General features: G+C 67.0%; 6 protein-coding genes. 2 read left to right on the forward strand and 4 right to left on the reverse strand.

Annotation, left to right across the window (positions count from 1 at the left end; all coding sequences use genetic code 11):
- Positions 1-88: 88 nt before the first annotated feature.
- From AB0J29_RS21435 to AB0J29_RS21450, 4 genes are all read right to left on the reverse strand, one after another.
- Entirely contained in the window at positions 89-14,374 is a 14,286-nt protein-coding gene (locus tag AB0J29_RS21435) for an amino acid adenylation domain-containing protein (protein WP_364788784.1), read from the reverse strand.
- Between the two features lie 118 nt (positions 14,375-14,492).
- Complete coding sequence (locus tag AB0J29_RS21440) at positions 14,493-21,818, reverse strand: amino acid adenylation domain-containing protein (RefSeq protein WP_364788787.1); 7,326 nt, start codon at positions 21,816-21,818, stop codon at positions 14,493-14,495.
- Positions 21,819-22,061: 243 nt separating this feature from the next.
- Positions 22,062-23,045, reverse strand: a complete 984-nt coding sequence (locus AB0J29_RS21445) for a LuxR C-terminal-related transcriptional regulator (RefSeq protein ID WP_364788790.1) — start codon at positions 23,043-23,045, stop codon at positions 22,062-22,064.
- A 229-nt stretch (positions 23,046-23,274) separates the two neighbouring features.
- On the reverse strand, positions 23,275-24,099 hold the full coding sequence (locus AB0J29_RS21450) for a M23 family metallopeptidase (protein WP_364788793.1): 825 nt from the start codon (positions 24,097-24,099) through the stop codon (positions 23,275-23,277).
- Between the two features lie 244 nt (positions 24,100-24,343).
- Here AB0J29_RS21450 and AB0J29_RS21455 point away from each other — a divergent pair, with 244 nt between their 5' ends.
- Positions 24,344-25,408 (forward strand): nitronate monooxygenase, encoded by a 1,065-nt coding sequence (locus tag AB0J29_RS21455; RefSeq protein ID WP_364788796.1) that lies wholly within the window; start codon positions 24,344-24,346, stop codon positions 25,406-25,408.
- Between the two features lie 59 nt (positions 25,409-25,467).
- Complete coding sequence (locus AB0J29_RS21460; protein WP_364788799.1) at positions 25,468-25,860, forward strand: SCO5389 family protein; 393 nt, start codon at positions 25,468-25,470, stop codon at positions 25,858-25,860.
- Positions 25,861-25,871 lie beyond the last annotated feature (11 nt).

The following is a 25,871-nucleotide window of genomic DNA, read 5'->3' on the forward strand; positions in this document are numbered from 1 at the left end:
GCCAGATCGTGCGGCACCACGCCGCACACCCGGTAAGGGTGTGCGGCCACCGCAATGAGTGCGCACATGAGTTCAGCACCGCCGAAGATCAGTCTCCGCTGCGGGTTTCCCGCCAAACCTCGGTCAGCACTGCGCCGATTTCAGCGAGTCCGGCAGCGGCCGTCATCCGCCAGTGAGTCGTCGGCACCGCGCGATTGTCCACCACGCCGTCGACCACCTCGGACCAGATCGACGCACCGATCGAGCCGGTGGGATCGTCGAGCGCCGCGGTGAAGTAGATGACATCGCCGTGGAACCGAGCCGGCCGATAGGCATTGCGCAGCACGACCGAATGCACGGCGGTATCCAGCACCCGGGTGAACCGGTCGGAGCCGAAGGAGGCGAACGGCTCCGGCAGCTCGCCCAACCGCTCGGCGAGTTGTCCCCAGTCCACGTCGGTGTCGAAGCCGAGGTCACCGGCCTGTTCACCGAGCAGGCCGCCGATCAGCTCGGCCACCGGCACGGGTGAGCCCGCGCCCTGCGCGCGTTCGTCGGGCGGATCGGCCATATAGCTGTCCATCACCGCGAGGGTGGCCACCCGCTGTCCGGCCCGCTGCAACTGCACCGCGATCTCGTGGGCGAAAACACCACCCATCGACCAGCCGATGAGGTGATACGGCCCCGTCGGCTGAACCGTGCGGATCGCCTCGACATAGAGCCGGGCCCATTCCTCGATGGTGTCCGCCAGCACGGCCGGTGCGGCCAGTGTGGGCGCCTGGATGCCGTAGATCGGCCGGTCGGAATCGAGATACGCGGCCAGACCCGCGAACGACCACGCGATACCGGAGACCGGATGGATACAGAACAGCGGCTCGGTGGTACCCGTCGCGCGCAGCGGCAGCACCACATCGAAGGCCGCCTCGCCCTCGACGTGCCCGCCCGCTCGGCGGGCCAATTCGGCCAGGAATTCACTTGGGGTCGGCGCGGTGAATATCCGCATCACCGGAATCTTCTCGCCGAGTAGCGAACTCAGCCGCGCGGTCAGCTTCGTGGCGATCAGCGAATTGCCGCCGCGCTCGAAGAAGTTGTCGTCCATACCGAATCGGTCGAGGTCGAGCACCTCGGCGAAGGCGGCGGCGACGGTTTCCTCGATCGGGGTGGCCGGTGCGCGGTATTCCCGTGCCGCGAAGGCGGGTTCGGGCAATGCGCGCCGGTCCAGCTTGCCGTTCGGCGTCAGCGGCATGACCTCGAGCACCACGATGGCGGCGGGAACCATATAGCCGGTGAGGAATTCGGCCACCTGAACGCGCAGTTCGTCCGGGTCGAGGTCGGCACCGGCCGCGGGCACCACGTATCCAACGAGCTGATCACCGAGACGTTCGGTCGAGCGAACCAACACCACCGCTTGGCTCACCCCCGGGCAGTGCAGCAGCGCGGATTCGATCTCACCGAGTTCGATGCGGAAGCCGCGCAACTGAACCTGCTGATCGCTGCGCCCCGCGTAGGCGAGTCCGGCGTGGCCCCAACGGCCGAGATCGCCGGTGCGGTACATGCGAGATCCTGGTGCGCCGAACGGATTCGCGACGAAACGCACCGCGGCCAGACCGGGCCTGCCGAGGTATCCCCTGGACAACTGGGCTCCGGCCACATAGATCTCACCCGGCGTGCCGACCGGTACCGGGTGCAGGCGCTGGTCGAGCACATAACCGTCCAAACCGGGCAACGCACGTCCGATCAGACTGTCCGGACTGTCCGCGATCTGCTTGTCCAGCGCCAGGAACGAGACGTGCACCGTGGTTTCGGTAATGCCGTACATATTGACCAGGCGCGGCGCATCCGCGTCGTGGCGCTCGTACCAGCGCCGCAACTGTCGCAGATCCAGTGCCTCGCCGCCGAATACGACATGTCGCAGCGCGAATTCGCTATCGGAATCCGCCGCGGCTCGGTCGGCCTCGATGAGCTGATAGAACGCCGACGGTGTCTGGTTCAGCACCGTGACCTGTTCCCGAATCAGCAACTCGCGGAATAGTTCCGGTGCCCGCGAGGTCGCGTAATCGACGACGACCACGGCACCTCCGGTGGCCAACGCGCACCACAACTCCCACACCGAGAAGTCGAAGGCGAAGGAGTGGAACAGCGTCCACACATCGGTGTCGTCGAAACCGAACAGCGGCTGGGTATTCGCGCACAGCTCGACCACATTGCGATGCGCCACCCCAACACCCTTCGGCACACCGGTCGAACCCGAGGTGTAGATGACGTAGGCGAGGTGATCGGGCAACAGCGGTGCGATGCGGTCGGCATCGCTGACCGGGCGATCGTCGAATTCCGTTGTCTCTTCGAGCAATATCACCGGCAACTCGCCGACCGGCACATCGGCACGCTGTTCGGCGGTGGTGAGCACACAGACCGGCACCGCATCGGAGAGCACGAAGGCCAGCCGCTGCGCCGGATAAGTGATATCGATCGGCAAATACGCCGCGCCCGCGGTGAGCACGCCGAGCAAGGCGACCGGCAGCTCTTCGGTGCGCGCAACCGCGACGGCCACCAGCGATTCCGGTCCGGCACCGGTCGCGATGAGCGCCCTGGCCACCCGGTTCGCCCGTCGCCGCAGCTCGGCGAAGCTCAGGGCGGTATCGCCGAAGCGCACCGCGACGGCATCGGGCCTACGCCGGGCCTGATCGGCGATCAACTCGGGCAGGGTCGCGGCGGGCACCCAGGCACCGCGCGAATTCCATTCGTGCAGCACTCTGGTGCGCTCGTTCGGTCCGAGCAGCTCGATATCGCCGACGATCACCGTGGCATCGGCGACGACCACGGTGAGGATGCGGGCGAACCGATCGGCGAAGCCCTGTGCGGTCGCGGCGTCGAACAGGTCTGTCGCATAGGTGAATTCGGCCAGCACACCCTGGGTTTCACCGCGCGGGCCGATCCGCTCGCTCAGCGAAAGCCGCAGGTCCACCGTGAGCGGATCGGTTGCGGGGCCCACATTATCGATCGCGACCTGGAACAGCGGGTGCCTGCCGGTCATCTGGATCGGGTCGAGTACCTCGACGAGTTGCGCGAACGGCACATCGGCGTGCGCGAATGCGGCTGCATCGGCCGAGGCGACCGCGCCGAGCAGTTCATCGAAGGTCGCATTCGGGTGATATTCGGTACGCAGCACCACGGTGTTGTCGAAGGTTTCGCCCGTACCCGAGGCCGGTGTACCGATCGCGATATCGGTCGTACCGGACAGCCGCGCCAGCAGCACCGCGAAGGCCGCGTGCGCCACCACGAATACCGAGGTATCCCTGGTCTCGGCGAGCCGCCGCAGTTCGTGGTGCAGGTGCACGCCGATCTCGAGCGGGACCCGCCCACCGACATCGGCGGGCATGCTCGAGCGCGGTCGATCCATGGGCAACGTCAACTCATCCGGCAGGCCAGCCAGCGTATTGCGCCAGTATCGAACCTGGGTGAGCACATCGGGGCTCGCACCAGCACGCACGGCGGCGACCGAATCCTCTGGTGCGGTGACGAATTCGCCGAGCACCGCACGCAAACGCTCGGTCAGCGCCCGCGCCGCCGCGGCCGCGACGGCATCGCCGCGGTACAGCACCTCGACCCGCAGCCTGGTCCCCAGTTCGGCTCGGACGGTGACCGGATAGTGGGTGTAGTCGACCGAATTCACGCCACCGACCACCAACCCGTCGACAGCGCTGCCCGCCTGCCGCAGCCCATCGGTATCGATCGGATATGACTCGTAGGCCACCAGCGTGTCGAACAATTCGCTGCCACCCGCCAGCGCCTGGATGTCGGCCAGCCCGAGATAATGATGTTCCAGCAGCGCCGCCTGCTCGGCTTGCAGCTCGGTGAGCAGACGCGAAACCGTTGTCGCCGAATCGAATCGGACGCGCACCGGAATGGTGTTCACGAACAGGCCGACCATCGCGTCGACGCCGTCGAGCTGTGGTGGACGTCCGGAAACCGTGACGCCGAAGACCACATCGTCGCGGTCGGTGATACCGGCGACGACTACACCCCATGCCGCCTGCAGCACCGTATTCACGGTGACTTCGGTCGCCGCGGCGAAGGACGTCAGCGCGGCCGTCTCCGTCGCCGATAGTTCGAATGCGGTCCTGCCGAATCCGTTGTCCGGCACCGTGGGTCGCACCAGCGCGGGCGCGAGCAGTGTCGGCCGGACCTTGGTCAGCGCCGCATCCCACGCGCCCATGGTGGCAGCGCGGTCCTGGCGCGATAGCCACGCCAGATAGTCGCGGTACGGCCGCCCCGCGGGCAGCAGCGAGGTATCGCTCCTGGTTGCGTAGAGGATCAGCAGATCCTTCATGAGCAGCGGCATCGACCAGCCGTCGAGCAGGATGTGATGCGCCGTCAACGCCAGTTGCGTGCGCCCGGATATGGTGCGGTACACCGTGAATCGCAGCAGCGGCGCGAGTGCGGGATCGAATCCGGTGCGCTGATCGGCGGCGAGCAGCTCGGGCAGATCGGCATCGGGTACCTCGGCGACCACCCGCCACGGCACCCGGATATCGTCCGCGATGAGCTGCACCGGTTTGCCGTTCGCGCCGAAAGTGAAGGCGCTGCGGAGATTCGCGTGCCGGTCCAGTGCCGCCTGCGCGGCGCGGTGCAGGCGCTCGAGTTCGAATTCGCCCGAGAGTTCGACCGCCACCTGGATGACATACGGGTCCACCGACTCCGCCAGCATTTCCATCAGGAACAGCAGACCGGTTTGCAGCGGCGACAGCGGCAGCACCTCGACCAGGCCCGGGTAGTTCGCGCGCCAGGTGTCGAGTTCGCGTTGGGTGGTCGATACGAGCGGCACGTCCGATGGGGTGAGACCACCGGCGTCCGGCTCGGTGACGTGCCGGGCTACCGCCGTCAGCGCGGTGAGCCAGTCGTCGGCCAGTTCCTGAACCGCCGCCGCGTCGAGGATTTCACCGGCGTATTTGAACACCACGTCCATGCGCGGTCCAGCATCGGTATCGATGACGATCGCATTGATATCGACAACGGCCGAGGCGGGCAGCGCCGGATCCTGGCCGTCGTCGAGGTCACCCAGATCGCCGGATGGGAGCCAGGCCGGATCGGTCAGCCCCTCCGGTACGCCGGTGGATACCCGGCCCAGATAGTTGAAGCCGATCTGCCCGATATCAGCGGCCAGCGCACCGGCGGTACCCGAATTCAGTTGGCGCAGTAGTCCGAAGCCGATACCGCGATCCGGAACCGCGTGCAACTGTTCCTTCACCGACCGCAGTATCGCCGCGGTTTCGGCAACGCCGCTGAGATCGAGCGCCACCGGGTCCACGCTGGTGAACCAGCCGATCGTGCGGGTCAGGTCGGCACCGGGTACGGCCGCTTCTTCACGGCCGTGGCCCTCCAGTCGAATTCTGGTGACCGCGGCGTCGATACCGCGGCGCGCCCGCCAGGTCCGCACCGCCATAGCCAGCGCCGCGAGCAGACCGTCATTGACACCGCCCCGGTACAGCGCGGGCACCGTGGTCAGTACCGCATCGGCGACCCCCACCGGCACCTCGACCGTCAACTGCCGCACCGTCGCGTGGGTATCGACGGCGGGATCGAGCGCACGTGTACCGAGCAAGGGATCCGGTGTGGCCAGCACCGTGCGCCAGTAGTCGAGTTCGGCCATCCGCGACGGCGAGCCCGCCGCCTCGACCAGACCGTGCGCCCAGCGCCGGAACGATGTCCCGACCGGCGGCAACGCAATGGCGATCCCCGCGCAACGCTGCGCCCATGCGGTGATGAAGTCCGGGATCACAATCCGCCAGGACACCCCGTCGATCACATAGTGGTGCGCCGCGACGATGAGCAGATCGCGTGCACCCGACCTGCGCAGCCAACTGAACGCGACCATCCGGCCCGTGCCCGGGTCCAGCGCCGCTAGCGCGGAAGCCATGGCGGCATTGCCGATTCGCTCGAGCTCGGCCCCGTAGGGCACCTCCACCTCGGACAACAGTGCCGACACGTCGACGGTGCCCGGCGCGGCCACCTGCTGCCACCACCGGCCCTCGACCTGCCATACCCGTGCACGCAACATGTCGTGGTGGTCGAGCACCGCGGTGAGCGTAGCGACCAGTCCGGTGCGATCGATGCCATCGGGCAGTGCGAGCACGAGGGTCTGCGCGAATCGGCCGAACGAACCGTTGTCGAGGAAACCCGCGAGCACCGGCGTGAGCGGTATGTCGCCGACCCCACCGCCGGGCAGCTCGGCCAGCACGACCGGCGCGGGATCCGTGCCGAGCACCGCGACCCTGGCCAATCCGGCGACCGTCTTCTGCTCGAAGACATCGCGCGGAGTGAATCCGATTCCGACCGCCTTGGCCCGCGACACCAACTGGATCGAGATGATGCTGTCGCCGCCGATGGCGAAGAAGGAGTCGTCGGCACCGACCTGCCGCACGCCGAGCACCTGCGCGAAGAGCTTGGCGATCCGCGATTCCAGCCGGCCGGACGGTGCCCGTGACACCGTGGCGGTGAACCGTGGCTCGGGCAGCTCGTCCCGGTCGAGCTTGCCGTTGGTGGTCAGCGGCACCTCGTCGAGGACGACGATGGCCGACGGCACCATATGCGAAGGCAGGACGCGCGCCGCGAATTCGGTGAGTCGGTCCTGGTCGACGATGCGTTCGGCCACCGGGAGTACATACGACACCAACACCGTTGCACCCGATGCCGTTTCGCGCCCGAGCGTGACCGCGAATTCGATATCCTCGTGACCGCCGAGCACCGCATCGATCTCGCCGAGTTCGACGCGGAAGCCGCGGATCTTCACCTGGAAGTCGCTGCGCCCCACATAGTCCAGCCCCCACGACCCGGCCGGAGTCGCGTACCAGCGGACCAGGTCGCCGGTGCGATACATCCGGGCACCCGGTTCGCCCCACGGATCAGCGACGAAACGTTGCGCGGACAGCCCGGCTCGGTTGCGGTAACCGCGGGCCAGCGCGCCGCCCGCCAGATACAGCTCACCCGTCACGCCGGGCGGTACCGGGTGCAGCCGCGCGTCGAGCACAAGTGCGGACATGCCGCGCACCGGACTGCCGATCGTAATGTGCTGTCCCGCGGTCAGTTCCGCATAGGACGAGATAATGGTGGTCTCGGTCGGGCCGTAGCCGTTGTAGTACCTGCGACCGGGCTGCCATTTGGCCAGCAGTTCCGGTGTGGTGACATCGCCACCGACGGAAAGCATTTCGAGGTGGTCGAGGCCGGTCGGATCGACCGTGCCGAGCACCGCCGGGGTGATGATCGCGTGCGTCACCTGTTCGGCGCGTAGCAGCTCACCGAGTTCGTGCCCACCGGGCACGGTGGACGGCACGATCACCAGTGTCGCGCCGACCGAAAAGGCGCACAGCCATTCCAGTACCGATGGGTCGAAGCTCGGCGCGCAGATATGCAGGAAGCGGCAGGTCGGGTCGAGCCGGTACAGCTCGATCGCATGCTCGAGCAGACCGCCGAGTCCGGCGTGGGTCACGGTGACGCCCTTGGGCATACCGGTCGAACCCGAGGTGTAGATGACATAGGCCGGATTGTGCAGGCGCAGCGGGGTGATCCGGTCGGTGTCGGTGATCGGTGCGGCGGATCGGTTGGCGCACAGCGATTCCGTCGCCGGATCGTCGAGCGCGAGCCAGCGCACGTCATCGGGAAGGTCGCCGAGATACTGGGCAACGGTCAGTCCGAGTACCGCGGCCGAGTCGGTCAGCAGGTACCGGACCCGTTCCAGCGGATGGCTCGGATCGATCGGCACATGCGCGCCACCGGCCTTCGTGACGGCCAGCATCGCGACGACCATCTCGTAGGAACGCGGCAATGCCAGCGCGACCAGACTTTCCGGACCGACACCGCGTTCGATCAGGACCCGGGCCAACCGTGACGAGTACCGGTCGAGTTCGCGGTAGCTGATCGACCGGTCCGCATACCGGACCGCGGTGCGGTCGGCCCCGAGCCGCAGCCCGCGCAACAGCAGGTCGGGCAGGAGCCCACCCGCCATCATCCGATCCGGCTGCACCCGGGTCAGGAATTCGACCTCGGAGTCGGCCAGCAGCGGCAGATCACCGACCGGTGTTTCGGCATTCGCGACGATCGCGGTGAGCAACCGCACGAACCGATCCGCGAATACGCGCACCGTCGCGTCATCGAAAAGGTCGCGCGCATAGGTGAATGCGGCGAAGATGCCCGAACTCGACTCGCGAATCGCCAGCGACAGATCGAATTTCTCGGTCGTGAGATCGAAATCGACCGGGGCCACGTGCAACCCGGGCAGCTCGAAGGAATTGTCCGGCAGGTTCTCGAAGGACAGCGCCACCTGGAACAGCGGATGCCGCGCCGTCGACCGTTCCGGTTCCAGCAGGTCCACCAGACGCTCGAACGGAATATCCGCGTGCGCGAACGCCTGTAGGTCCACCTCCTTGGCCTGGGCAAGCAACTCGGCGAAGGTGCTGCCACCCGCTACCTCGGTGCGCAATACGAGCGTATTCACGAACATGCCGACGACATCGTCGAGTACGGCCTCACCACGCCCGGCGACCGGCGTACCGATGGCGATATCGTCGGTGCCGGATAGTCGGGCCAGCAATACCGCGAGTACGGCGTGGACCACCATGAACAGGGTCGCATTGTGCTCGCGGGCCAAGCGCAGCAGCTCCGCGTGCAACTGCTCGTCGATCGGGATATCGCATCGGCCACCGACGAACGACGGGACCGCGGGCCGGACCCGATCCAACGGCATATTCAGCTCATCCGGCAGCTCAACCAGGTTCTCGCGCCAATACGACACCTGTTGTCCGGCGAGCGAATTCGGATCCGATTCCGAGCCGAGTACGGTCCGTTGCCAGAGCGCGAAGTCGGCGTACTGCACCGGCAATGGCGTCCACGCGGGAGCGGATCCGCCGGTGCGTGCGAGATAGGCGAGCATCAGGTCACGGGTCAGCGGGCCCATGGACCAGCCATCGGCGCTGATGTGATGGGCCACGAGCACCAGCACGTATTCACCATCGCAGCAGAGCAATTCGGCACGCACGGGCACCTCGTCGGTGACATCGAACCCGGCGCCGACCAGCTCGACGATGCGATCCCGCAGCTCACCGGCCGCGATATCGGCCACCGTCAGCTTCGGAACCGCTTGTCCCACCGGCACAATCACCTGACGCACGACACCGTCGTGCGACGGATACACGGTGCGCAGCACCTCGTGCCTGGCCACCACATCCGCGACCGCCACGCGCAGTGCATCGATATCCAGCGCACCGGACAGCCGCACCACGACCGGCACGTTGTAGGCGGGCGATGCGGTATCGAACTGGTTCAGGAACCACATTCGCTGCTGTGCCAGCGACAACGGCACCCGATCCGGTCGCTCGAGCGCGGCCAATGGCGGCCGCCGACCGGAGCCGACATGCTGTTCCACCCGCACCGCCAGTGCCCCGACGGTGCTCGCTTCGAACAACACCCGCACCGGCACCTGGGTATCCAGCGCGGCCCCCAAGCGCGCCGCCACCTGCGTGGCGATCAGCGAATTGCCGCCGAGCGCGAAAAAGTCGTCATCGATCCCGACCCGAGCCACCCCGAGCACATCGGTGAACACCCCGGCGACGATCTCCTCGATCGGCGTCGACGGCGCACGGAACACCTGGGTCTCGAACTCCGCCGCGGGCAATGCCTTTCGATCCAGTTTGCCATTGACGGTGCGCGGCAGCGCCGCGAGAACTACATAGGCGGCGGGCACCATATAGGACGGCAGCACACGCCCCAGCGCCGACCTCACCTGTGCCACATCGACATCGCCGCCCATCGGAACCAGATACGCGACGAGCCGATCACCGGTCCGCTCATCGGCGTCGGCGATCACCGCCGCCTGCGCGATCTCCGGCAGCGCGGTCAATGCCGCCTCGATCTCCCCCAGCTCGATCCGGAAGCCACGGATCTTCACCTGGAAGTCGGTGCGGCCGCGATACTCCAACTCACCCCGCGCATTCCAGGCCACCAGGTCACCTGTGCGGTACATGCGCGTATCCGACTCGAACGGATTCGCCACGAACCGCTCCGCGGTCAGATCGACCCGCCCGAAGTAACCGCGTGCCAATTGCGCACCGGCCAAATACAACTCACCCGAAACACCCGACGGCACCGGACGCAACCGCGCATCCAGTACGTAGACACGGCTGTTCCACTCCGGCGCACCGATCGACACCGACACCGCATCCGCATCGGTCACCCGATGGCTGGTGACCGACACCGCCGCCTCGGTCGGGCCGTACAGATTGACCAGTTCCTTGTGCGGATAGGTGTCCCGGAATCGCCGCGCCAGCGCTGCGGGCAGCGCCTCACCGATCACCAGCACCCGCCGCAAGGTGAACGGCAGCCGACCCGACAACAGCGCGTCCAGCATCGACGGCACCACATGCAAGGTGGTCACCGACTCCCGCGCCATCAGCTCGTTCAGATAGTCCGGATCGCGATGCCCATCCGCGTGGGCCAGCACCAATCGCCCGCCGAATACCGCCGCCGACCAGAACTCCCACACCGACAGATCGAAGGTGGCGGCCGTCTTCAACAGCACCGCGTCGCCAGGTCCGAGTGCGAATTCGCCGGTCTTCCAGAGCAATTGGTTGACGATCGCGGCATGCGATACCGCGACACCCTTCGGCCGCCCGGTCGAACCCGAGGTGAAGATCACGTACGCGATATTCGCCGCATGCAGTGGCCGGACCCGCTCATCATCCGCGATCGGTGTCGCGGCGAGCCGACCGAGGTCGAGCCGGTCCAGTCGCAGCACCGGTGCCAGTTCGGTATCGAAGCCCGCTGCCGCATTGGTCAATACGCAGACCGGTGCCGCGGTACCCAGAATGTAATCGGTCCGCGCCGCGGCCTGATCCGGATCCACCGGCACATACGCGGCACCGGCCTTGACCACCGCGTACATCGCGACGATCAGATCCACCGACCGGCGCAGCGCGAGCACCACCCGCGACTCGGGACCAACCCCGCGCGAAATCAAGTGCCGGGCCAGACGATTCACCCGGGCATCCAGCTCGGCATAGGTCATCGACTCACCGTCCGCGCCCATCAGCGCCACCCCACCCGGTGTCGCGGCTACGGTCGCGTCCAATAGCGACACCAGCGTCGCCGTCGCGTCCACCGCATGGTCGGTCGCATTGCGGCCGGACACCAGTTCGGTCCATTCCGTGGCATCCAGCAGTTCCACCGCACCGACGACGGTGCGCGGTGCGGCGGCGATCGCACCGAGCAGGCGGGTGAACCGAGCTACGAAGCCCTGCACCGTCGGTTCGTCGAACAGATCGTGCGCATAGGTGACCGCACCGCGGATGCCCGCGGGCCGACCGGTCTCGTCGTAGCGATCGCCGATGATCCAGTGCAGATCGAACTGCGAGACCGCGGCATCGAAGTCCACGCCCGAGATGGTCAGTCCGGGTAGTTCCAGACTCGTCGCGGCCAGATTCTGGAACGACAAGCCCACCTGGAACAGCGGATGCCGGGCTGTCGAGCGGACCGGATTCAGCACCTCGACGAGGCGTTCGAACGGCACATCGGCATTGGCGAAGGCCGCGAGATCCGTCTCGCGTTGGCGCGCGAGCAGTTCGGTGAACAGTGCGGATTCATCGACCCGGGTGCGGAATACGAGGGTATTGACGAACATACCGATCAGCTCGTCCAGCGCCGCCTCACCGCGACCCGCCATGGGCGTGCCGATGGCAATGTCATCGGTACCCGACAACCGCGCCAGCAGCACCGCCAAGGCCGCGTGCACGACCATGAACAGCGTCGCACCCTCGGCGCGTGCCAATTCGACCAGCGCCCGGTGGGTTTCGGCGTCGATGTCCACCGGGATCTTGCCACCGGCGAAGGACTGCACCGGCGGCCGTGGCCGATCCGTCGGCAACTCCAGCTGATCGGGCAGCTCGGCGAGTGCGTCGCGCCAGTAGGCGATCTGCCCGGCCGCCAACGACTCCGGGTCGTCCTCACTGCCCAACACCTCGCGCTGCCAGATGCTGTAGTCCGCGTACTGCACCGGTAGCGGTGCCCAGCCGGGCGCGGCACCGGCCGACCGCGCGGCATAGGCGGTCATCAGGTCTCGGGTCAACGGCCCCATCGAGGTACCGTCACCAGCGATATGGTGCACCACCAGCGCCAACACGAAATCGGCTTGTGTGTTCTCGACCTCGAACAAGCCGACCCGCAGCGGCACCTCGGCGGTCACATCGAAGGTCGTCGAAAGCAGTTCGCGCACGGCGGATTCGAGCTGCTCGGCCGCGACCGTCCGGACCGTCAGCTCGGGCGCCGATTGGTCCGCGGGCAGGATGAGCTGCACCGGACCCGCATCGGTCTCCGGATACACCGTGCGCAGAACCTCGTGCCGCGCAACCAGATCTGCGACCGCCGCGCGCAGCGCGGCCACATCCAGCGCACCGCTCAACCGGACCGCGATCGGGATGTTGTAGGCCGCCGATGCGGTATCGAACCGGTTCAGGAACCACATCCGCTGCTGGGCCAGCGACAACGGAATCGCCGCGGGACGCGGGCCGGCGACCAATGCCTTGCGGTTACCCGCCCCCGCGTGTTCGGCCACCGCGGCGGCCAGTCCGGCGACGGTCGGCATCTCGAAGAGCAGACGCACCGGAATCCGGGCATCCAGCGCCGCACCGAGACGCGCCATCACCTGGGTGCCGATCAGCGAGTTGCCACCGAGTTCGAAGAAGTCGTCATCGGCGCCGACGGGCACCTCGAGCGCGAGGACCTCGGCGAAGAGTTCGGCGATCGCCGGCTCGACCGCACCCGATGGCGCGCGGAAAGTCCTGGTGCGCAATTGCGGTGCGGGCAGTGCCCGCCGATCAAGCTTGCCCACCGGGGTCAGCGGGATCTCATCGAGCACCATAATGGCGCTCGGCACCATATGGGCGGGCAGTTTGCGCGCGGCCAGCTCGGTCAGTTCCGCCGTATCGATGACGACACCATCGACGGCCCGCACATACGACACCAGAATCGTCGCGCCGCTGTCCTGCTCATGACCGATGGTGACGACGAAATCGACGCCGCTGTGTGCGGCGAGCACCGCATCGATTTCACCGAGTTCGATGCGGAAACCGCGGATCTTGACCTGGAAATCGTTGCGCCCCAGGTATTCCAGCTCCCGATCGGCGGTCCAGCGCACCAGATCGCCGGTGCGGTAGAGCCGGGAACCCGGCGCACCGAACGGATCGGCCACGAACCGCGCGGCGGTCAGTCCCGGTCGATCGCGATAGCCGCGGGCCACCTGCGCACCGGAAATATAGAGTTCACCAACCACCCGGCCCGGCACCGGCGCGAGTTCGGGGTCCAGCACATATTCAGTGATCCCGCGAATCGGCCCCCCGATGGTCACCGGCTCGCCGGGCACCAGCGGTGCGCTGATATTGGTCATGATCGTGGTCTCGGTCGGCCCGTAACCATTGAAGAATTCCCGGGTTCGGCCATCCGCGATCGGTAGTACCCAGCGCTGCACCAACTCCGGTGGGCAGGCCTCGCCGCCCGCGACCACGACGCGCAACTCGTCCAGCCCCTCGGCGGGCAACGAGGCGAGCGCGGCCGGGGTGATGAAGGCATGTGTCACCCGCTCCCGGCGCAGCAGTGCGGCCAGTTCGGCGCCGCCGTACACCGTCGGTGCGGCGACGATCATGGTCGCGCCCCGGCTCAGCGCCAGCAGCAACTCCAATACCGACGCGTCGAAGGAGGGTGAGGCGAAATGCAGGGTGCGCGAATCGGCGGTCAGCGTATAGCGCTCGCGCTGCTCATCACAGAAATTCGACAACCCGGCCTGGGTGACGACCACCCCCTTGGGTGTACCGGTCGATCCGGAGGTGTAGATGACATAGGCCGGGTGCTCGGCACGCAGTTGCCGGATCCGATCCGCGTAGGTGATCGGGTCCGCCGAATATGCCGCGATCCGCCGCTCGAAGTCCGCGGTATCGATGGCGAGCCACTCCAGGCCGCCGGGTAGGTCCACTGCCGCGACAGTAAGCCCCAGTGCCGCACCGGAATCCGACAGCATGTGGGCGACGCGATCGGCAGGATAGTTCGGGTCGACGGGGACGAATCCGGCACCGGCCTTGGCGATCGCCCACACCGCGACGATCGATGCCACCGACCGCGGAATCCCAACCGCAACCAGATCCTCCGGGCCGATGCCGCGCTCGATCAGCAAGCGCGCCAGGCGGTTCGACCGATCATCGAGTTCGGCATAACTCGACTGCGCCAATGTCGCCGTGGCATCGGCGAATACGATCGCGGGTCCGGCCGGATTGGCCTCAACGGCAGTGGTGAGCAATTGCGGCAGGGTCTTGATCCGCGGGCCGCGAGTCCGGTTGGGCCGCTCGCGATTCGGCCGCGTCATGCGCCGAACCTCTGTCGCGCACCGCGCGCGAACTCCACCACATCTTCGAACAAGCCGACCATTTCCGGAACTACTTTCTAGCGTTGTCGTTACATCTCACCCACCCCGTGCGCGTCAGCTACCTCAGCTCGACACCCACCGGCAGTAACTCATCCAACGGCACGATCTCGGCCGATTCGGGCACCACGACCTCGGCGGGTATGCCCTGCTCGACCACCACGGCCCGCAGTTCCGTCAGCCGGGCCGTATCGATGGCGGCCAGCGCGGCCCGATCGGCGATCAGATGCGTCACCCACTCCTCGGCGAGCGAGGCACCCAGATCGTCGGCACTCGACACCACGATCAGACTGGCCCCGGTCGCACCGGCGCTCACCACCTCGAGCAGCGTCGCCACCGAATCGGACCGGCCGTGCCGGAAGGTGCGCGATTCGAAGGTCAGACCGGTGCGAACCCGCAGGCGATCGGCCGCGGTGGCCAGCTCGTCGTAGCTCATCCGCACCCCGGTCGCGGCGATGACGAGGGCCGGATCGGACCCGCTGAGCACCGCGATCCGATTCGCGTGGTTGACCGGTCGCGCTGACTGCGCGGCGATTTCGGCGCTGATCGCCGGATCATCGAGCCGCAGCCATTCGACGCCGTCACCGATCGGACCGGCACCGGTGGTCAACCCGATCCGCACCGTTGGCTCATCCGGGATCGCAACCTCGTCAGCGGGCAGCAGTACCAGCGCCGCGCCCGCCTCGAGCACCGCCCACGCGGCCACCGCCCAGTCGATACCGCGGTCCAGCCGGATCGCCACACCGGTCCCCGGCCCGCAACCGCGCCCGATCAGCACCCTGGCCAGCCGCGACGATCTGGCATCGAGTTCGCGGTAGGGCACTTCCGCCGCGCCCCACACCAGTGCGGGCGCGTCCGGATCGTCCTCCACCGCCGCGGTCAGCAGGTGGGTCAGCTCGGTGCCGTCCGTGGCCGCCGCGCTGGCATCGGTCACGGTGGGGACCAGATCCTGCTCGTCGACAATATCGATACCGCCGATGCGCACGCCCGGATCGGCGACCACCGCGGTCAGAATGCGCTCCAGCATGCGCCCGAGCCCACGCACCGTCGATTCTTCGAAAAGATCTGTGGCGTAGGTGAATACGGTGACAAGCTCATCCGGCGTCCCGTCCGCACCCAGCCGCGGTTCGACGACCACCTGCAGATCGAACTTGGCGACGACATCGCCCGCGTCCAAGGCCGCGACCGTCAGTTCCGGCAGTTCCAGACTCGGCCGTTCGAGATTCTCGAAGGCGAGCATGACCTGGAACAGCGGACGCCCCGGGGAGATCACCTCGACCACCCGCTCGAACGGCAGATCCGTATGGGCGAATGCCGCCAGATCCGTCGCCCTCGTCTGCTCGACCAACTCGCCGAATGCCATGTCACGCTCGACCGAAGTACGCAGCGTCAGCGTGTTGACGAACATGCCGACCAGCTCGTCCAACGCCCGCTGACCACGTCCGGCGATCGGCGTGCCGATGGCGATATCCGAACCGCCCGATAGCCGGGCCAGCAGCACGGCGAGCGCCGCGTGCACCACCATGAACAGCGAGGATCGATGCTCACGCGCGATCCGCACCAGGCCCTCGTGCACCTCGGCGGGCACGGTCCAGCCGACCGATGCGCCACGACCCGTCGGCGCTACCGGGCGTTGCCGATCCAGCGGCAGCACCGGTGCGCTCGACAGTCCGGCCAGCTGCTCACGCCAGTACGCCAATTGCCCTGCGGCCACGGAGTTCTCATCGTCATCGGTGCCGATCACCGCGCGCTGCCAGAGTGCGAAATCCGCGTACTGCACCGGAAGTGGCGACCAGCCCGGGGCCACACCGGCGACGCGGGCGAGATAGGCGGTCACCAGATCCCGGGCCAATGGCGCGAGCGAGGCGCCGTCGGCCGAAATGTGGTGCACCACAACAACGAGCACATATCCGTCACCGATGGCATCGCGCAATAGCCGAGCCCGCACCGGAACCTGTTCGGTCACCTCGAATCCGGCCGACACCAGCTCGACGACCCGACCGAGCATATCCGTGGTGGTCTGGACCTGGAGTCCATCGGGCAGCACCTCGGCGGCCGGCAGAATCTCCTGATACGCCTGCCCACCGGTACCCGCCGTCGGGAACCGGGTGCGCAGCGCTTCGTGCCGCACCAGCACATCCTCGACGGCCCCGCGCAGCGCCGCGACATCGAGCGCGCCGGTCAACCGAATCGCGAACGGCAGGTTGTATGCCGGGGACTGCGGATCGATGCGGTTGAGCACCCACATTCGTTGCTGGGCAAGGGAAAGCGGCACCAGCTCCGGGCGCTCGGTCCGCGTCAGCGGTAGGCGCGCTGCGGCCGTCCGGCCCGCTCCCGGGATGATGCCGGCCGCGAGTGCGGCGACGGTCGAGGTCTCGAACAGATCGCGCACCGCGACATTCGAATCGAGTGCGTCGTTGATCCGTGCGACGACCCGGGTGGCCTGCAACGAATTGCCGCCGAGTGCGAAGTAATCGTCATCGAGGCCGACCCGCTCGATACCCAGCACCTCGGCGAAGACGGCGGCGACGATCTCCTGCGTCGGAGTGATCGGGGCGCGGAATTCGCGTGCCGCGAAGGTGGGCTCGGGCAATGCCTTGCGATCCAGCTTGCCGCTGGTATTCAGCGGGAAGGCGTCCAGCACCACAATGGCGGCCGGAATCATATACGCCGGAAGCACTTCGGCCACCGCGGTCCGCAATTGCTGCGGGTCGAGCTGTTGTCCCGGCCGCGGCACCACATATCCGACCAGCTGATCGCCGGTCGCCGACGGCGCGACCAGCGCCGCCGCTTGGCTGACCGTGGCCTGGGCGAGTAGTGCCGTTTCGATTTCGCCGAGTTCGATGCGCTGGCCGCGGAACTTCACCTGGAAGTCGCTGCGGCCCACGTACTCCAACCGGTGCGGGTCCGCGCGCCAGACGACGAGATCTCCGGTGCGATACATCCGCACACCGGCGGTGAACGGGTCGGCGACGAACCGATCCGCCGTCAGATCCGGCCGGGTGACGTACCCGCGCGCCAACTGCGCCCCGGCCAAATACAGCTCACCGACGACCCCGGCGGGCACCGGCCGCAGTCGCGAATCCAGTACGTAGACTTGCGAATTCCACTGCGGCAGGCCGATCGGCACGGTGGCCTGCTCGATCGCCTCCGCACGCCATGCGGTGATCGACACCGCCGCCTCGGTCGGTCCGTACAGGTTGTGCACGGCCGCATCCGATACCGCACGCAGCGCGGTCACCGTCTCCGGTGGCAGGGCCTCACCGATGACGAAGACATCGCGCAGTGTCGGGCAGGACCCGGACGTCAGATGAGCGGCGAATACCGTCAGCATCGACGGCACGAAGTCGGTGACGGTGACCCGCTGCGCGGCAATCGTTTCCGTTAGATAGGCCGGATCGCGGTGACCTTCCGGCGTGGCGACTACCAGCTTCGCACCCGCGCGCAGCGGCATGAAATATCCCCACAGGGACACATCGAATGTGGTGGCGGTCTTCTGCAGATACACATCATCGGGACCGAGCGGGTAGTGCGCGAGCATCCACTCGATCTGGTTGTGGATGGCCGCATGGGTGACCGCCACACCTTTCGGGCGACCGGTGGAGCCCGAGGTGAAGATGACGTAGGCGGGATTGTCCGGCGAAACCGGTCGCAGCAATTCCGTCGGCCGCACCGGATCCCCCGAGATTGCCGTCAGCTCAACGGTATCCAGGTACACCACCGGCATATCGTCCGAAACCGCAACCACATCGGCGGTCGTGGTCAGCACACAGACGGGTGCGGCGGTATCGAGGATATGCGCGACCCGCTCCGCTGGATGATCCGGATCCAGCGGCACATATGCAGCACCGGCCGTCACAATCGCATACATGCCGACGACCAGGTCGATCGAACGCCGAACCGCCAGTCCCACCAGGGCTTCCGCACCGACGCCACGCTGGATCAACAGCCGAGCGAGCCGGTTGACCCGCTCGTCGAATTCGCGATAAGTGAGTTCGGTCCCCTCGTAGGCCACCGCGACCGCATCCGGATGCGCCGCCACCGCACGGCGATAGTCGTCGAGCAGCAGCTCCGGGACGACCGGATGCCCGGTGTCGTTCCAGTCCCGTAGCATCCGCTGCCGCTCCGCGGGCGCGAGCAACTCGAGCTCCCCCACCACCCGGTGCGGATCCTCGGCAACCGCCGCGAGCACCCGATTCAGACGCTGTGCGAAACCGGCCACCGTCGCCTCGTCGAAAAGGTCGGTGGCATAGGTGAACGATGCCGCGAGACCGTTCGCCGCCCCGTGGTCCTCGCGCGGTACCACGGTCAGCTCGAGATCGAACTTCGCCTGCACCACACCCAGATCGATACCGGAAACAGTGAGGCCGGGCAGCTCCAGCTCGGGCCGGTCCATGTTCTGGAAGGTCAGCATCACCTGGAACAGCGGATGCCGTGCCATCGAACGCACCGGATCGAGCAGCTCGACCAGTCGCTCGAACGGCACATCCGCATGTCCGAAGGCCGCCACATCGGCCCGTCGGAAGTTACGCAGCAAATCGTCGAACGATAGTTCGGGGTCGACCTCGCCGCGCAGCACCAGCGTATTGACGAACATTCCGATCACATCGTCGAGTGCGGCGTCCCCACGCCCGGCAACAGGGGTGCCGATGGTGATATCGGTGGTTCCGGCCAGCCGGGACAGCAGCACCGCGAGCGCGGCGTGCACCACCATGAACAGCGTCGAATGATGTTCGCGGGCAATATGTTCGAGCGCCGTATGCACCTCGGCGTCGACCTCGAAGGCGAAGACGGCGCCGCGATTGGACAGCACCGCAGGACGCGGCCGATCGGTGGGCAGGGCCAATTGCTCGGGCAATCCGGCCAATTCGGCGCGCCAGAAGGCGATTTGTTGTGCCAGTAGCGATTCCGCGTCGTCTTCCGCGCCGAGCACCGCCCGCTGCCAGATCGCGTAATCGGCATACTGCACCTCGAGCGGCTGCCACTGCGGCCGCGCACCACCCGACCGAATCGAATAGGCGGACATCAAATCCCGTGCCAGCGGCCCCATGGAGAACCCGTCGGCCGCGATGTGGTGCACTACGCACACCAGCACCTGCTCGGCCGCACCCAGCCGTACCAGCCGCAGCCGGATCGGCGGCGCGACAGCGACATCGAATCCGGCGACCGCCGCGGCGATGACCAATTCGGGCAACTCGGCCGCACTCGCGGAAACGATCTCGAGTTCCGGCACCGCACGGACATCATCGATCGGCAATACGACCTGGCTGCCCTCGCCATCTATTTCCGGATACACCGTCCGCAGCACCTCGTGCCGCGCCACCAGATCACGCGCCGCCGCGTGCAACGCCTCCATATCGAGCACGCCGGACAAACGCACCGCCAGCGGGATGTTGTTGACACCGCTGGTCGGATCGAAGCGGTTCAGGAACCACATGCGCTGCTGTGCGTACGAGAGCGGAATCCGATCCGGGCGCGGCTGCGCACCCAGGGCCTGCCCGGCCGCGACACCGATCTGCGCCGCCACCCGCTGCGCGAGTTCGGCGACACCGGGTGCCTCGAATACCAGCTGCACCGGCACCCGCGTATCCAGCGCGGTACCGATGCGGGCGGCGGCCTGTGCGGCCAGCAGCGAGTTGCCGCCCAGTGCAAAGAAATCGTCATCGGCACCGACGTCCCCACCGTCGGCGAGCAATAGCGCCGCGTACACCTCGGCGACGACCTGCTCCGCCCGCGTGGACGGCGCACGGAACTCACGCGCCTCGAAAACCGGATCGGGCAGCGCGGCCTGATCCAGCTTGCCCACCGGCGTCAACGGCAGTTCGTCGAGCACCACAATGGCCGTTGGCACCATGTACTTGGGCAGCTTTCGCTCCAGCGCGGCCACGAGTTCGGCAGTATCCACGACGGAATCGGCGCGTGGCAGCACATACGAGACGAGCGCGGTGCCCGAGGGCAGTGTCCTACCGAGCGTGGCCGCGAAATCCACATCCGGATGCGCGGTGAGCGCATTATCGATCTCGCCGAGTTCGATGCGCAGACCGCGGATCTTGACCTGGAAATCGGACCGGCCCAGATATTCCAGCACACCGGTTTCATTGCGCCGCACCAGATCTCCGGTCCGGTACAGCCGCGCACCGGGCGCACCGGCCTCCGCACCGAACGGACTGGCGACGAACCTTTCGGCGGTCAGCCCGGGACGTCCGAGATAGCCCTGCGCCAACGCGGGTCCGGCCAGATACAACTCGCCGACGACACCCGAGGGCACCGGCCGCAAGCGCGAATCGAGCACAAACGCCCCGACCCCGGCGACGGTGCCACCGAGGGTAACCGGCGCGCCGGGCGCCATGTGGCCGGTCGTGACCATGACCGTGACCTCGGTCGGGCCATAGGCATTGAAAACGGTCCGCCCGTCCCGAGCCCAGCGCTCGACGAGTTCGGCACCGAGCTTGTCGCCACCGGCCACCACGACCCGCAGTTCGTCCAGGCCGGCCGGATCGACCGATTCCAGGGCACCCGGGGTGATGAGCAGATGGGTAACCCGTTCTCGGCGTAGCAGATCCGCGAGCTCGGCACCGCCGAATACCGTCGGCGGCGCGATCACCAGCGTCGCGCCCACCGAGAACGTGAACAGCAACTCCATCAGCGAGAAGTCGAAGCTCGGCGAACTCAGATGCGTCACTCGCGCGTCAGCGGTCAGCTCATACCACTGCCCGACCGCGGCCAACCCGGCCAATCCCGCGTGCGTCACCACCACGCCCTTCGGCCGCCCGGTGGAACCCGAGGTGTAGATGACATAGGCCGGATGCCGCTCGTCCAGCCGCCGCACCCGATCGGCATACGAAATCGGCCGCTCCGGTTGCGCGGCGATCCGCGCGGCCACCGCGGGATCATCGAGCTCGACCCAGTCGATCGAGGTACCCGAATCGACCGATGCACCCGAATCGACCGATGCACCCGAATCGACCGATGCACGCAGCGCCGCACGATGTACCGCGGTGGTCAGGCCGAGCACAGCGCCGGAGTCCGACACCATATGCGCGATACGCTGCGCGGGATAGGCCGGATCGATCGGGACATAGGCGGCACCAGTCTTCGCGATCGCCCACACCGCGAGGACCGACTCGAGCGACCGGGCCAGCGCGGTAGCGACAATGTCGCCGGGTCCGATACCCCGCGCAATCAATTCCCTGGCCAGCCGCGAGGACGCCTCGTCGAATTCGCGATAGGTCAGCTCGCGCTGGTCGGCCGGAGCGCCGGTCGGGTTCCAGCGAACCGCCGCCGCATCGGCGCCGGATTCGACGGCGCCGGTGAGTAGTTGTCCGAAGTGTGGGGCGCCGGTCCGGCGCCGACGGTTGGTCCGAACAGACTGACGCACCCTATCCATTGGAACCATTAGCCTTTCACATCGAACATATGGACAGGGTCGAATCGCGGAAATCCGCCGCCGCATTCGCACCTGCGCAACGCAATCGGGTAAATCGTATTGAAGAGAGAGCTAACTGCCCGCGAATCGCGGAGGCGCGGTGCTACCTTCGAATCCGTTGTGACACAAGCCCTCAAACTTCTGGGGCATTGATCGTTCAGCATTCGTCCCATGTTGTCCACTCGAGCCGTTCACTTACTCGAGCTACAGCCAGCCTCGCCTGGTCGCCTGCACACCCGCCTGGAACCGGGTGCTCGCGCCGAGCCGCTCCAGCAGCCGCGCGGTCCGCCGGACGACGGTTCGACGGGACATGCCGAGGCGGCGCGCGATGGTGTCATCGGTCGCACCCAGGCCCATCAGGGTCAGAATCGCCTTATCCCGCTCGTCGAGTTCGTCGGCGGCCGGATTCACCGAAATCGGCGCCGCCAGCGACCACAGCACATCGAAGGTCTTGACCAGCAACCGCAATCCGGGCGATCCGGTGATGCGCAAACCCATCGGATCCGGACGGCGCTCGTCCACGTGCAGGACCAGGCTCGCCCGCTCGTCATCGCTGATGATCAGCTTGAACGGCGGCTGTGGCAGCGTGCGCGCCTTGGCCCCACTGGCATTGGCGGACAGCGCGTACCGCAACCTTTCGGCATCCTGGTAGATGGTGTCCTGATAGAGCGTCTGGTATCGGATGCCGTCGCCGATCCGAGAGCGCTTGAGCAAGAACAGCTGTCGCTCACGTTCCGGATCGCTGAGATAGGGGCCGCGCTCGATCATCTTGACACTGTTGCGGGCCGAGGTCTGCACCTCCTCGAAATCAGCGAGCATCTCCAGGCGTTCGAATACCGGCACGATCGCGCCATTGCTGCGCGGTGAGCGGCGCACCGATCGGAACGTCTCGCTCAATCGCGCTGCCGCGGCGTGCATCTGGTTGATCTCGTGCTGCCTGCGCCGCGCCTCGGCCTCGGATAGCGATTCGGGGGCGTGCGCATCCCAGATGGCCTCGCCATCGGTGGACAGCTGGCTGACCGCGGCCTGCAGATCGGTCAATACCTCGAGCGATGCGGCGGCGATCTCCATCGAGACGCCCAGATAACCGGCTACCTCGGCCAGGCTGGATCGCGGATGATGCACCAGCACGGCGTAGGTGCGCCCATGCGGTGATCCAGGCTCGAAGATATCGCCCAGCACAGTCACGATTGCGCCTCGCTGATGCTCGGCTCCGTTGTACCTGCGGGACAGACGGTGTCGATGGTTCGCCCGCCGCGTTCACTCATGACTGCGCCTCGCCGGCGCTCGGCTCCGCCATGACCGAGCGATGCTCGGCTGTGTCGATGGTTCGCTCGCTCACGGGAAGCGAGCCTAACGACCGTACGGTCCCCATGGGGCCCTTGTGGTCGTCGAAATATCAAGCCGGGCAAGAAAATCAGTGCGCCGACGGGCCCCACTGCAACGGCACGCCCTTGGCCGCCAGATATGGCATCGGGTCGATCTTATTGCCCGCCTGATCCCAGATCTCCAGGTGCAGATGCGGTCCGGTCGAATTGCCGCGGTTGCCGACGGTAGCGATGACATCGCCCGCGTTCACCCGCTGTCCGGCACGCGCGAACATCTCGTTGACGTGGCCGTAGACCGCTATGGTGCCGTCGTCCTGCTTGACCCGTACCCACAGACCGAAGCCGGAGGCCGGGCCCGCCTCGATGACGGTGCCGCTGCTCACCGAGTGGATCGGCGCGCCGATCTGATCGGAGAAGTCGAGGCCGTAGTGGAATTCGCCCCAGCGCGAACCGAATCCGGAGCTGACCGCACCGGCGACCGGGCGCACGGCGGATGCCGGGGCGAGCTGCTGCTGCGCGTCCTTGAGGATCTGTTCGACCTGAGCCAGCGGGCCCGCGATCTCCGGCGGCAGATTGCTGATGCCGAACGGATTGGCGACCAGGTCCGCGATCGGCGCGGCCACCGGGGTGGCGACGGCCTGCGCGGCTTCGACTACCGGGGTCGCCGCCTTGACCTCTTCGACAGGTAGCTCCGCCGTGCCCTGGAAGGTCATGGGCGCGGCGGCTTCCTCGTCCCCGTCGTGCGTGCCCGGCAGGAGCGGGGCGGCAATGGCAGGCGCGACCTGGGCTGCGGTGCCGATGAGGGCGCCGGCGGCAACCGCGACACCGGCCGCGACCTTCATCCGGTCGGTGGTCGACGGCTCGGCGCGATGCCGCGTCGGCCGCCCCGCAACACCGTCGCCGATGAGGCTCATGACGGTTATGGAACTGGGGCTTACCCGATGGTGCGACAAAGCTGGTCCTTGCACTCGACCTACACTGGCTCAACGGATTCCGAGGTTTGTAACGTTTCGGTGTCCGTTGTGACGGGAACTCTACCCGGTCGTGATCATTCCGCAACCTTTCCCACCGAAATCCTCATTCCGTACCTGGTCAGAAACGCGGGTCGACCTCACGGACACTTTCGAGCGACCGGCAAGCAATCACTAACGGCACCCCATGCGCCACACTGAGACCGTGATCCTCAACGAGTTGAGCGCTCCGATCGTGCTGGCGCCCATGGCGGGCGGGCCGTCCACGCCCGAATTGACGGCGGCGGTTTCCGCGGCGGGCGGGCTGGGCCTGCTCGCCGCCGGATACCTGACCTCGACCGATACCGCGGCGCGACTCGCGGCCACCCGCGAACTCACCACCGCGCCATTCGGCATCAACCTGTTCACTCCTGGTCCCGCCACCGCGCCCGAGGGTTTTGCCGATTACCTAGCCGAGTTGGGCCGCACCCACGAGGTCGGCACGCCGAAGTACGACACCGACGAATGGGACGCCAAGCTAGAGCTGCTCGTCGATGCGCCGGTCGCGGTCGTCACCTTCACCTTCGGCTGCCCGAGCACCGCCGAGGTCGATCGATTGCACGCGGTCGGTTCGGAGGTGTGGGTAACGGTCACCTCGGCCGCCGAGGCCCGCATCGCGGTCGAGGCGGGCGCCGATGTACTGATCGCTCAAGGCGCGGAAGCGGGCGGGCATCGCGCCACCTTCATCGATCGCGTCGCGGATGACGCCACCGATCCGCTGAGCCTGCTCGCGCTGCTGCAGATCCTCGGCGCGACCGTCGAGCGGCCGATCGTGGCCACCGGCGGCATCACGACCGGCGCCGGGATCGCTGCGGCACTCGCGGCCGGTGCGGCGGCCGTGCAACTCGGAACCGTCTTCCTGCGCTCGCCGGAAGCGGGCACCAATGCGGTACATCGCGCCGCACTGGGCGCCGACACCCCGACCATGCTGACCCGCGCCTTCACCGGCCGCCGGGCGCGCGGCCTGCGCAATCGGTTCATGGACGAACATTCCGCGACGGCACCGGTCGCTTATCCGGAAATCCATTACGCCACAGCACCGTTGCGAGCCGCCGCCCGAGCGGCAGGCAACCCGGACGAGGTGAACATGTGGGCTGGCCAGACTCATGCACTGGCACCCGAGCTACCAGCCGGCGAACTGGTCCGCACCTTGGCCGCTGAAGCGAAAACCGCACTGACCACAGCACTTTCGCGACGAATCCAGTCTTGTTGACAACAGTTTCCGATTAGAATCGAGGAGCATCGCTACAGCCATCCACGTCAGGAGAGCGTATGTCCCTCGATGTTCCCACCGCCCTTCTCGAACTCGCCGAACGCGGCGAGGTCGACGACGCCGACTTCGTCGAGGTCGTGCGGGTCTCCCTCCCCTACGCCTGGGAGGTCGTCAGCCGGGTCGCCGGTGAGCTGCATTCCGGCACAGCCGAATTCGCCGACAATGTCGTTCCACCGCCCGACGAGGTGGCCCGTGGACAACTGCTGCGCGCCATGGCCTCCGACGCCATCCGCGGCGGGCTGGAACGCCATTTCAACGTGAAACTCGCCTTCCAGAACTGCCACCGCGTCGCGGCCTTCCCGATCGCCGCCGTCGGCGGCGAAACCTACACCACCTTCATCGGGACCCGCGCCCAACTACTGAACCAGAGCCCCGAACTCCGCAACTGCTGAGTGGTTCGCAG

Source organism: Nocardia sp. NPDC049707 (assembly GCF_040674855.1).
Lineage (GTDB): Bacteria > Actinomycetota > Actinomycetes > Mycobacteriales > Mycobacteriaceae > Nocardia.